The organism is Nonomuraea sp. NPDC049309 (genome assembly GCF_043196965.1).
GTDB lineage: Bacteria > Actinomycetota > Actinomycetes > Streptosporangiales > Streptosporangiaceae > Nonomuraea > Nonomuraea fastidiosa.
In genome coordinates this window covers 232,602-242,886 of the sequence record NZ_JBICSH010000002.1, presented here as the reverse complement: position 1 = coordinate 242,886, position 10,285 = coordinate 232,602, and the positions used below count along the sequence as shown (strand labels likewise).

Annotated in this window: 9 protein-coding genes; 3 read left to right on the top strand and 6 right to left on the bottom strand. The window is 71.7% G+C overall.

Features of this window, described 5'->3' with window-relative positions:
• Window positions 1-133: 133 nt before the first annotated feature.
• On the top strand, window positions 134-1,015 hold the full coding sequence (locus ACGFIM_RS14950; protein ID WP_393200250.1) for an RNA polymerase sigma-70 factor: 882 nt from the start codon (window positions 134-136) through the stop codon (window positions 1,013-1,015).
• A gap of 58 nt (window positions 1,016-1,073) precedes the next feature.
• Here the strand turns inward: ACGFIM_RS14950 and ACGFIM_RS14945 are convergent, their stop codons facing one another.
• From ACGFIM_RS14945 to ACGFIM_RS14925, 5 genes are all read right to left on the bottom strand, one after another.
• Entirely contained in the window at window positions 1,074-2,264 is a 1,191-nt protein-coding gene (locus ACGFIM_RS14945; RefSeq protein ID WP_393200248.1) for an NAD(P)/FAD-dependent oxidoreductase, read from the bottom strand.
• Between the two features lie 140 nt (window positions 2,265-2,404).
• A complete protein-coding gene (locus ACGFIM_RS14940; RefSeq protein ID WP_393200246.1) occupies window positions 2,405-2,947 on the bottom strand; it encodes a VOC family protein in 543 nt (180 codons plus the stop codon).
• A 165-nt stretch (window positions 2,948-3,112) separates the two neighbouring features.
• Window positions 3,113-4,057, bottom strand: coding sequence for an acyltransferase domain-containing protein (locus ACGFIM_RS14935; RefSeq protein WP_393200244.1), 945 nt, complete (start codon window positions 4,055-4,057; stop codon window positions 3,113-3,115).
• Window positions 4,058-4,175: 118 nt separating this feature from the next.
• Window positions 4,176-5,660 (bottom strand): tannase/feruloyl esterase family alpha/beta hydrolase, encoded by a 1,485-nt coding sequence (locus ACGFIM_RS14930; RefSeq protein WP_393200242.1) that lies wholly within the window; start codon window positions 5,658-5,660, stop codon window positions 4,176-4,178.
• Between the two features lie 211 nt (window positions 5,661-5,871).
• The gene (locus tag ACGFIM_RS14925) at window positions 5,872-6,588 is read right to left on the bottom strand and encodes a hypothetical protein (protein ID WP_393200240.1); all 717 of its coding nucleotides are present in this window, start codon (window positions 6,586-6,588) and stop codon (window positions 5,872-5,874) included.
• A 201-nt stretch (window positions 6,589-6,789) separates the two neighbouring features.
• On the opposite strand from ACGFIM_RS14925, the gene ACGFIM_RS14920 reads away from it, so the two are divergent.
• Window positions 6,790-7,344, top strand: a complete 555-nt coding sequence (locus tag ACGFIM_RS14920; RefSeq protein ID WP_393200238.1) for a dihydrofolate reductase family protein — start codon at window positions 6,790-6,792, stop codon at window positions 7,342-7,344.
• 125 nt (window positions 7,345-7,469) lie between these two features.
• Here the strand turns inward: ACGFIM_RS14920 and ACGFIM_RS14915 are convergent, their stop codons facing one another.
• Window positions 7,470-9,101: an AMP-binding protein gene (locus ACGFIM_RS14915; protein ID WP_393200236.1), complete on the bottom strand. Its 1,632-nt coding sequence runs from the start codon at window positions 9,099-9,101 to the stop codon at window positions 7,470-7,472.
• A 129-nt stretch (window positions 9,102-9,230) separates the two neighbouring features.
• On the opposite strand from ACGFIM_RS14915, the gene ACGFIM_RS14910 reads away from it, so the two are divergent.
• The gene (locus tag ACGFIM_RS14910; RefSeq protein WP_393200234.1) at window positions 9,231-10,283 is read left to right on the top strand and encodes a serine hydrolase domain-containing protein; all 1,053 of its coding nucleotides are present in this window, start codon (window positions 9,231-9,233) and stop codon (window positions 10,281-10,283) included.
• Window positions 10,284-10,285: the final 2 nt, after the last annotated feature.

Here is a 10,285-nt window from a genome sequence, read left to right as displayed (position 1 = left end):
CGTCTTACCTTGCCTGATATACGCACCCGGGCTTGGTGCGTTCGTGGCCGGCGCATGCACTAGCATCGGGCTCCGACCTCGAAGGCGAGGGGTCGAGCGACATGTCCGGCTCTGGTGAGCGGAGGCGTCTGAGGTGACCGAGGCCGACCTGTCCGAGGCGGGCCGGGTCTTCGGCGAGCATCGCGGCCGCCTCTTCGCGATCGCCTACCGCATGCTCGGCCGGGTCGGCGACGCCGAGGACGTCGTGCAGGACGCCTGGCTGCGCTGGTCGTCCGTGGACCCCGGCGAGGTGGCCGACCCCGAGGCGTACCTCGTGCGGGTGGTGACCCGCGTGGCGATCGACCGGCTGCGCAGCGCTCAGGCCAGGCGCGAGGAGTACGTCGGGCCCTGGCTGCCCGAGCCCGTGCTCACCACGCCCGACGTCTCCGAGAAGGTCGCCTTCGACGACACCGTCTCGACGGCCGTGCTGGTGCTGCTGGAGTCGCTGTCGCCGCTGGAGCGGGCGGTGTTCGTGCTGCACGAGGCGTTCGGGTACCCGTACACGGAGATCGCGGGGATGGTCGGGCGCAGTGAGGCGTCCGTACGCCAGACCGCGCGCCGCGCCCGCGAGCACGTCGAGCGGCGGCGCGTCAAATACGACACCGACCGGGCCAGGATGGTCGAGGTGACCCAGCGCTTCATCGCCGCGGCGGCGGGCGGCGACCTGGCCGGGCTCATGGCCGTGCTCGCGCCCGAGGTGACGCTGGTCAGCGACGGCGGCGGCAAGGCGCCCGCGCCGCGCAAGGCCATCGTGGGCCTGGAGCTGGTGGCACGCGCGCTGGTGACGTTCGCGGGCCGCATGCCGCCCGACCCGCGTTCGGAGATCGCGGACGTCAACGGCGGCCCCGGCATCGTCATCTACTCGGGCACGACGCCGGTCGCCGCGGTCACCCTCCACCTGGTGGACGGGGCCGTCCACACGATCCACCTCATCAGCAACCCGGACAAGCTCGCCGGGCTGGTCCCTGGAAGGTGACAGGCGGCGCCGCCGGGATCGTCGTCCCTACGATCTCCGCGCACGCCCTTCACGCCCGTCAGCGAGGCCGGTTGGCGCGGCCGCCGGTGCGGGACATGGCCCGCGCCGGGATGGTGAGCCACCGCGACAGGCGGTAGATCTTGGCCGGGCTGCTCGTCACCGCCTCCTTGTACGCCGCCGCCACCCGCCCCGTCAGGTACCACCGGCCCGGCGAGTCGTCCGGGCGGGTGAACTGGATGACCGCGTCGCGGCGGCCCAGGCTGGTGGGCTGATGCAGGTACCCGAACCGGAACGCCCGCGGCTTCCCGCCGCGCAGCCTGCGGGCGATGGCGTCGGCGGCGTGCACGGCCGTGGGGAGACCGCTCTGGCAGGTGCCGTGCAGCTCGCCCCACGACTGACGGACCGCGGCGGCGTCGCCGACGGCGTACACCGACGGGTGCGAGACCGAGGCGAGGGTCGCGTCCACCACCACCCGGCCCCGCGCGTCGACCTCCAGGCCGGACTCGCGCGCCGGCGGCGCGCCCACCACGCCGGCGGTCCACAGCAGCGCGTCCACCGGCAGCAGCTCGCCGCCGTCCAGCTCCACCGCATCGGGCAGCGCCTTCGTCACCTTGACCCCGGTACGCACCTGCACGCCGAGCCGGTCCAGCGACCGCCGCAGGTAGCCCCGCGCCTTCGGCCCCATCATGGAGCCCGGCTCGTCGCGTCCGAGCAGCACCACCTGGAGCCTCGGATGGCTCTCCGCGATCTCGGCCGCCGACTCGACGCCCGTCAGCCCCGACCCGGCCACCGCCACCGTGCCGCCGCCCCGCCGGTCCAGCTCGGCCAGCCGCTCGGCGAACCTGCCCGCCGTCTCCGCGGTGTCCAGCGTGTACGCGTGCGCGTCCACCCCCGGCACGCCGGTGTCGGTGACGCCGCCCAGCGCGTACACCAGGTAGTCGTAGCCCAGCGTCCGCTCGCCTTGCCCGTCCGCGATGCGCACCTCGCGCTCGTCAGGATCGATGTGCACGGCCCGGCCGCGTACGAACTCGGCGCCGGTGCCGCGCAGCAGCGCCGGGATGCGGTGGTCGGCCGGCTCCTGCCCGGTGGCGAGCTGGTGCAGCCGCAGCCGCTCGGTGAACCGATCAGTGGGGTTGACCAGCACCACCCGGGCCCCGGTGCGGCGCGTGCGCCTGGCCAGCCGGATCGCGCACATGACGCCGGTGTATCCGCCGCCGAGCACGACGATCGTCTGCTTCGTGGATGCCATCTCGTCCTCCCTTGTCCGGGCGCTTACACCGTCACGGACGGAAGGCCCGCCGCCGGGCGTGAGCCCTGGGAGGTGTGAGGTCGATCACATGGACGGCGCCGGGCAGGCGGTGATGGCGGCCGATCTTCGGCATCTGCGCCCTACAGCGGGCGCGGCCATCCGGTCGTGGGTTCGCGGAGCGAGCTCATGGTGTCCACCAGCGTCCGGTGGACGTACTCCAGCTCCGGCGTGCCGGAACCGGACCAGTCCTCCGCGCCGTCGCCGGACTCCGCGCTCCACGAATCCTCCCCGGGGGGGTCGTGCCGGCACACCCACCACAGGTTCCCCGAGGGGTCCTGGAAGCGGGCGAGCGTCTCGCCGAAGAAGCCGGTGGGGCGGGTCACGATGCGCGCTCCCCGCGCCTGCGCCCTGGCCAGGGTGGCCTCGACGTCGTCCACGTACACGCGGGTGAACGCCGGCGTGAACGGCCAGCCCGGCTTGCGGTCGGCCACCATCAGCAGCGAGTCGCCCAGGCGGAGCTCGGAGTGCAGGATGAGCCCGTCCGTGTCGAGCGTGCGGGCCTCGGGTACGTCCTCCGCGCCGAACACGTCGGCGATGAAGCCGATCACCGTGGCGGCGTCGCCGGTGATGATGAACGGGTTCACGGTGTTCGCGCCGGCCGGCGCGTCGGGGGTCGCGGTCATGGTGCGTCCTTTTCCTGCGGGGGCCGGCCCTTCGCCGGAAGGACCGGCCCTGATGACGGGATGCACGCATGCTCTCCACCGCTGCGGCCATGTGACGGCCTCAATCGGCCGCAAGGGTCGCTCGCATCGCCTGACGGCCTCGTAACCTGACGGGCGCCCGCAGGTTCAGATCGGGAAGTTGCCGGTGCGCCACTGCCAGTGGCGGCCGGCCTTGAGGTGGTCGATGACCGCGCGCTGCAGCGCCGTGCGGCGCGGCAACCGGTCGAGCGGCGTGCTCAGCGTGCGGAACACGAACCGCATCACCTCGACGTCGGCGTCCAGCCCCTCGGGCTCCTTGTACGGCTCCAGCTCGAACATGCTCTGGAACCGCACGATGTTGGAGTCCTCGGGAAGGTACTCGCGAAGCTGCGGGTCGAGCAGCCACGAGCCGCAGGTGAAGGACGTGTAGTGCTCGTCGGGGAAGTGGCGCGGGAAGAACGTCCTGGCCTCGTCGAGCGAGGCGGCCACCGCCTCGGGCGTCAGCGGCCCCGACTCGGGGATGTGCAGGTTGATGGCGCCGTCGCCGCGGTGGAACTGCAGCCTGCCGAGCTCGTAGATGGCACCGCGTACGTGCAGGGTCAGCCACGCCTGCATGACCGGCCAGCCCTCGCGGTTCATCCGCCGGTCGATGGCGAGGTTGCGGCCCAGGTCGGCGAGGGTCGTCCAGGACACCTGCTCGGGGACGCCGTGGTCACGGTGGTAGTCGAGGACGACGCCGACCAGGGCGAGGTAGGCGTAGACGTACAGGTGCCGCCAGGCGGGCCCGCGATCGCGGGGCAGCTCGGGGCCGGGCACGAGCCAGCCGTAGCCGCCGAGGTCGGCGCGGACCAGGGCGATCGTGCGGTCGAGCAGCCAGCGCAGCTCCGGGGTCCACAGCGGGGAACCGGGGTCGGGCCAGCCCTCCATGATCTCGGCGGCGTCGTCGGGGCGTACGGCGAGGCGCTCCAGGAGCTCCGGCGCGCGGGCCTTGTCGGGCAGCGGCGCCGAGGGCAGGTCGGCGGCGAGACGGTGCACACGCTCGACGTCCGCGAGCGGGACCCCGAGCCGGGAGGAGGTGTCGGCAAGATCCACGCCGCCGACTCTACTCGGCCGTACCGCGGGCTCGGCCGCGCAGGATGAGGCCGCCGGTGATGCCCAGCGGGTTGAGGTCCACCGGCACCGGGGCCGGCGCCGGTGGCGGACGGGCTGGTCAGCCGAGCGGGCAGGTGTTGACCACGTCGCCGGTGGTCTGGCGGGGGACGGTGGCGCTGCGCGGCGGCTGCCGGTGACCGTCCACCCAGCGCTCCAGCGCCTCGAACGCGCTCCGCATGCACGGCAGCAGCGGCCGCATGCGGTCGGGGAACATGTCGTACTCCAGGTCGAGGTGGGAGGCGCCCTCGATGCGGTAGTAGCGGTGCAGCGCGCCGCGGCCCGGCTTGCGGATCGCGTCGGCGTAGGCGTCGCCGTGCACCTCGATCGGCAGCAGCGTGTCGAGCGTGCCCTGCACGGTGAGCAGTGGCTTGCCGATGCGGCCCGAGTGGGAGGCCCGCTTCACCGCGTCGTGCACGCTCTTCGGCCGGGAGGCGTAGTCGTAGTCGGCGTCGCAGTGGGGCGTGCCGCTCTCGCAGTACGGGATGCCCGCGTCGAGGTCGCCGTCGAAGCCCGGGTCCACCTCCTCGCGGTAGCGGCGCTGGGTGTCGTCCCACAAGGCGGTGTAGTTGAACTCCCACAGGAACTCGGAGCCGGGGGCGAAGCCCGCCTTCAGCATCGCCGCGTGCGCCTGCTCGTCGCCGGTGTCCCGGTATCTCGGGTACTCGCGCAGCGCCACCGGCAGGTACGTCAGCGCGTTCCGCTGCCGCTTGTCCGGCGGCCAGTAGGTGCCCTCGGAGTCCACGCCGCCGTCGTACAGCTCGGGGTGGTTCTCCAGCGCCCAGCGGACGAGCTGGCCGCCGTTGGAGATGCCCATCGCGTACGTCCTGCGCGGCTGCCTGCCGTAGTGGCGGGCCACGGTGGCCTTGGCGGCGACGGTCACCTCGGTCATCCTGCGGTACCACTCCAGGATGGCGTCTCCCGGCCGCTTGCCGTCGTGGTAGAAGCCGGCGTCCACGTTGCCCTTGTCGGTGGAGGCGTAGGCGTAGCCCTTGGCCAGCACGTAGTCCGAGATCGTGAAGTCGTTGGCGTACTGGCGGCGGTTGCCGGGCGCGCCCGCGACGACCAGCCCGCCGTTCCACGTCTCGGGCAGCCGGATGACGAACTGGGCGTCGTGGTGCTCGGGCGTCAGGTGGTTCAGCTCCATCTGGCACACCCGCGCGGTCACGTGGTGGCGGGCATGCCACACCGTGTACGCCGACACGATCGCCCGCAGCCGCTCGGCCGAGCCCTCGATCTCCATGATCGCCGGGTCCCTGATGTGCTCGAGCACCCGCTCGTGCCCCGCCCTGATCACCTCGAACAGGACCAGCTCCTTCGACGGGAAGTGCACGTAGAGCGCGGCCGGGCTGAGGCCCACGCACTCGGCGATGTCGCGGGTGGTCGTGGCGTGGAAGCCGTTGGCGGCGAAGCAGCGCACCGCCGACGACAGCAGGCCGCGCTGCACCTCCCCGAGGTCCGGCCGCCACAGCTCGGGCGAGTGGTCGCGCAGCCGGGGATCGTCGGCCAAGTCCTGCGCGGTGAATCGGGCCTGCCGTCGGGCCATCCGCGACCCTCGCCCCCCTCCGAGTGCGTGGTATCGATGCCGCCCGCGGTGCCCGCCGGCCCCCTGGTCGGGGCCCTGCCGCGAGTGTCCTCGTACGAGCAGTCTACGAGGTGACTATGCGCTTAGTCACCATCCGCGCCCCCGGCACATGCACGACCACCGCGCACGAGCGCGGTGGTCGTGGTGACGGCGGTTCCGCCCCGGCCGGAGGTCAGCCCGCCGGCTCCGTCACGGTCACCGCGTGCGAGCCGATCGCGGCGGAAAAGGTCGCGTCTCCGCCCCATTTGAGCCGGTACGAGTACTGCCCGGCGATCTCGGGCGTGTCCGTGATGGCGAACGTCCCGTCGTCCGCCACCGTCACGGTCCCGAGCGAGGCCACCGGCAGGTCGTCGATGGCGCGGTACACCCACACCGTGGGGTTCGACGTGGGCACGTGGCCCGAGCCGTCCAGCCGTACGGAGATCTCGAACGGCTGCCCGGCGACGGCCTGAGCGGGGCCGGAGAAGACGAATCCCGATCGGCGGTGGTAGACCGGCACCTCGATCGTCCGCGCGCTACCGAAGAAGAGGTCGTCCCCCGCCCAGCGCGCGCTGTAGAAGAGGAAGCCGCCGACCGGCGGCGCGTCGGTGACGCTGAACGTGCCGTCGTCGGCGGTGGTGACTTCGGCGATCGGCGTCTGCTCGCCGCCGGGCAGCCCCCGCGAGATAACGATCTGGCGGGGGCCGGTCGTCTCCAGGCCCGGCAGGTTGAGGCGGCCGGTCAGCGTGAAGGCGTCGAGCGCGGTGGGGCTCGCGGGGAGCGTCCATCTGATCGTGGACTTGGCCTTCGCGGCCGCCGTGGCGGCCGGCGCGAGCAGCCCGAGCACGACGGCCGCGACCAGGCAGGGCAGGGCGGCGAGCCGGATTAATCGCGACGATGAGGAACGCATGGAATCCCTTCGCATGAATCGAACTTGTGTTCGAGTTGATCGAGCCATAAGAGGTGGACTCCTGTCAAGTGCCGTCCGCACGCGTGAGAACCTGGGGCTCGGCGCGCTGTCGTTTCTGTACAAGACCGGGCAGGTCGGGAGCGCCTAGCCTCCTCGTACGTCCGGACCGACGATTTCCCTTGACCAGAAGTGAGGCTGACCATGGGCAAGATCGTGTCGAGCTTCTTCATCTCGGTGGACGGCGTGGTCGAGTCGCCGGACCAGTGGCACTTCCCGTACTGGAGCGATGAGATGGGCGCGTTCGTGCAGGCCGGGATGGAGAGTGCGGCCGGGTTCCTGATGGGCCGCAAGCTGTACGACGAGTGGTCGAGCTACTGGACGACCACCGACACCGACAAGGAGATCGCCGAGATCTTCAACTCGGCGCGCAAGTACGTCGTCTCCAACTCCCTGGAGAAGGCCGACTGGGCAGGCACGACGATCATCTCCGGCGACGTCGCCGCCCGGCTGCGCGAGCTCAAGGAGCAGACCGATGGCGACCTGCAGATGTCGGGGTCGGCGACGACCGTGCGGTGGCTGCTCGCCAACGGCCTGCTGGACGAGCTGCATCTGCTCGTCCACCCGATCGTGGTCGGGCGGGGGCAGCGGTTGTTCGAGGACACGCCGGCGCACCCGCTCAAGCTGATCAGGTCCGAGGTCTGGCCGTCGGGCGTCGTCCTCACCAGCTACGCCCCCGACACGGACACCGCCGCCTGAGAGCGCCGGACGGAAGCCGGCCCGGCGAGCGGGGGCGGGTCCGGTGGAAGCGAGGGGGACGTGCCGGCGGAAGCGGGCAGGGCCCGGCGGGAGCGGCGGGGCGGGGCGTCCGGGCGGGCCGAGGGTCAGCGGGAAACGTGGCCGTCGCTCAGGCCGAGGAGCTTCACCGCCTGCTCCCGCATCTCCACCTTGCGGATCTTCCCGGTGACGGTCATCGGGAAGGAGTCCACGAGGTGCACGTACCGGGGGATCTTGAAGTGCGCGAGCCGCCCGGCGCAGTACTCCCTGACCGCCTCGGCGGTGAGCGGCGGCGCGCCGGGGCGCAGCACGATCCAGGCCATCAGCTCCTCGCCGTACTTGTCGTCCGGCACCCCGATCACCTGGACGTCCTCGATGTCCGGATGCGTGTAGAGGTACTCCTCGACCTCGCGCGGGTAGATGTTCTCGCCGCCGCGGATCACCATGTCCTTGATGCGGCCGACGATGTTGACGTAGCCCTCCTCGTCCATGGTGGCGAGGTCGCCGGTGTGCATCCAGCGGGCGGAGTCGATGGCCTCGGCGGTCTTGTCCGGCTCGTCCCAGTAGCCGAGCATGACCGAGTAGCCGCGGGTGCACAGCTCGCCGGGCTCGCCCCGGGGCACCGCGAGGCCCGTCTCCGGATGCACGATCTTGACCTCCAGGTGTGGCATGACCTGCCCGACCGTCTCGGTACGCCGGGCCAGCCCGTCGTCCCGCCGGGTCATCGTGGACACCGGGGAGGTCTCGGTCATGCCGTAGCAGATCGCCACCTCGCTCATGTGCATCTCGCCGATCACCCGCTTCATCACCTCGACCGGGCACGGCGAGCCCGCCATGATGCCGGTGCGCAGCGACGACAGGTCGTACTCGGCGAAGCGCGGGTGGCCCAGCTCGGCGATGAACATGGTCGGCACGCCGTACAGGGAGGTGCACCGCTCGTCCTGCACCGCCCGCAGCGTCGCCTCCGGGTCGAAGCCGGCGGAGGGCAGCACTATGCAGGCGCCGTGCGAGGTGGCGCCCAGGTTGCCCATGACCATGCCGAAGCAGTGGTAGAGCGGCACCGGCAGGCACACCCGGTCGGCCTCGGTGTAGCCGACGCCCTCGCCGACGAAGTAGCCGTTGTTGAGGATGTTGTGGTGCGACAGCGTCGCGCCCTTGGGGAAGCCGGTCGTGCCCGAGGTGTACTGGATGTTGATCGGGTCGTCGAACGACAGCGTGGCGGCGCGCTCGCGCAGGGCGGCCGGATCGGCGCGGCGGCCCGTCTCCACCAGCTCGTCCCAGCCGGGTTCGCCGATGAACACCACCGCCTCGAACCCGATCTCGGCCAGCATCGCCCGGTAGTCGCTGCTCTTGTGAGAAACGGCGCTGATCATCAGCCGCAGGCCGGACTGGCGGACCACGTAGTCCAGCTCGTGGCCGCGGTACGCCGGGTTGACGTTGACCAGGATGGCGCCGATCTTGGCGGTGGCGTACTGCGTGAGCACCCACTCGGCGCAGTTCGGCGCCCAGATGCCGACCCGGTCGCCCTTGGCGATGCCGCGCGCCAGCAGGCCGAGCGCCACCTCGTTCACGGCGGCGTCGAACTCCGCGTACGTCCACCGCCGCCCGGTGGCCATCTCCACCAGCGCCTCCCTATCGGGATGCCGGGCCACCGTGCGTTCCAGGTTCGCCCCGATCGTCTCGCCCAGCAGGGGCACGTCGGAGACGCCGGACGCGTACGAGAGCAGTGAGTCACCCATGCCCGAGCATCCGTCAGCGGGGGCGGCCGCGCCAGCCCCTGACGGCGGCACGTCCTGCGGTTTTCCGCAGGAGAAGTGGACGGCGCACCGCATTCTGCCGCAAGCCGGCCGTCCCTAGCGTGGGGGCCCATGATGCAGACGCTGATGAACGTGCTGGTGGCGGCGACCGTGGCGACGGCGAACCCGGGGGTGGGCGCCGACCTGGAGAAGATCGTCGAGGGCAAGGGCGCGACGGCCGCGCTCGCCCGTGTCACGGCCGGAGGCAAGACCTGGACGGGCGCCGCCGGCGTGCGCGACGTGCGGCGCGGCGGCAAGGTGTCGCCGAACGGGTATTTCCGGATCGGCAGCGTGACCAAGACCTTCGTGGCCACCGTGGTGCTCCAGCTCGTGGATGAGGGCAAGGTACGCCTCGACGACCCCATCGACCGCCATCTGCCCGGCCTGGTGCCCGGCGGGAAGAAGATCACCGTCCGCGCGCTGCTCGACCACACCAGCCACCTGTACGACTACATGAGCGAGCCCGGCTACTCCACCAACCGGTGGCGCGGCGCGGCCAGGTTCCGCTCGTACCGGCCGAAGGACCTGCTGAAGGTGGCCTTCGCGAAGAAGCTGCCGGACGACGGCACGTGGCACTACTCCAACACCAACTACGTGGTGCTCGGCCTGCTGGTGGAGAAGCTGACGGGACGCCCGTACGGCAAGGAGATCGAGCGCCGCATCCTGCGCTCGCTCGGCCTGCGGCACACACTGGTGCCGGGGAACCGCGCGGGCCTGCCGTCGCCGCACGCCAAGGGATACGAGCCGGTGAACGGCACGCTGGTGGACGCGACCCGCATGAACCCCTCGCTCGACTGGGCGGCCGGCGAGATGATCTCGACGGCGGCCGACCTGGAGCGGTTCCTGGCGGCGCTGCTCGGCGGCAGGCTGACCAGCGCCGAGTCGCTGCGCGCCATGCGCACGACCGTCGAGACGGGCGCCGGGTTCGGTTACGGGCTGGGGCTGCAGGCCTACACGCTGCCGTGCGGCACCGTGTGGGGGCACAGCGGCGAGCTGATCGGCTACCTGACGTTCGCCTTCCGCTCCGACTCCGGCAAGTCGCTCACCATGGCGTTCAACCCCTCGACCCGCAACCCGACGACGGAGGAGGTCATGGGCATCGCCGTCAAGACGTTCTGCGGCTGACG

Excerpts from the sequence above, each read along its gene's own strand:
- ACGFIM_RS14945 (WP_393200248.1), bottom strand. The coding sequence starts at position 2,264 with ATGGCATCCACGAAGCAGACGATCGTCGTGCTCGGCGGCGGATACACC.
- ACGFIM_RS14925 (WP_393200240.1), bottom strand. The coding sequence starts at position 6,588 with ATGCGTTCCTCATCGTCGCGATTAATCCGGCTCGCCGCCCTGCCCTGC.
- ACGFIM_RS14915 (WP_393200236.1), bottom strand. The coding sequence starts at position 9,101 with ATGGGTGACTCACTGCTCTCGTACGCGTCCGGCGTCTCCGACGTGCCC.
- ACGFIM_RS14940 (WP_393200246.1), bottom strand. The coding sequence starts at position 2,947 with ATGACCGCGACCCCCGACGCGCCGGCCGGCGCGAACACCGTGAACCCG.
- ACGFIM_RS14910 (WP_393200234.1), top strand. The coding sequence starts at position 9,231 with ATGATGCAGACGCTGATGAACGTGCTGGTGGCGGCGACCGTGGCGACG.
- ACGFIM_RS14930 (WP_393200242.1), bottom strand. The coding sequence starts at position 5,660 with ATGGCCCGACGGCAGGCCCGATTCACCGCGCAGGACTTGGCCGACGAT.
- ACGFIM_RS14920 (WP_393200238.1), top strand. The coding sequence starts at position 6,790 with ATGGGCAAGATCGTGTCGAGCTTCTTCATCTCGGTGGACGGCGTGGTC.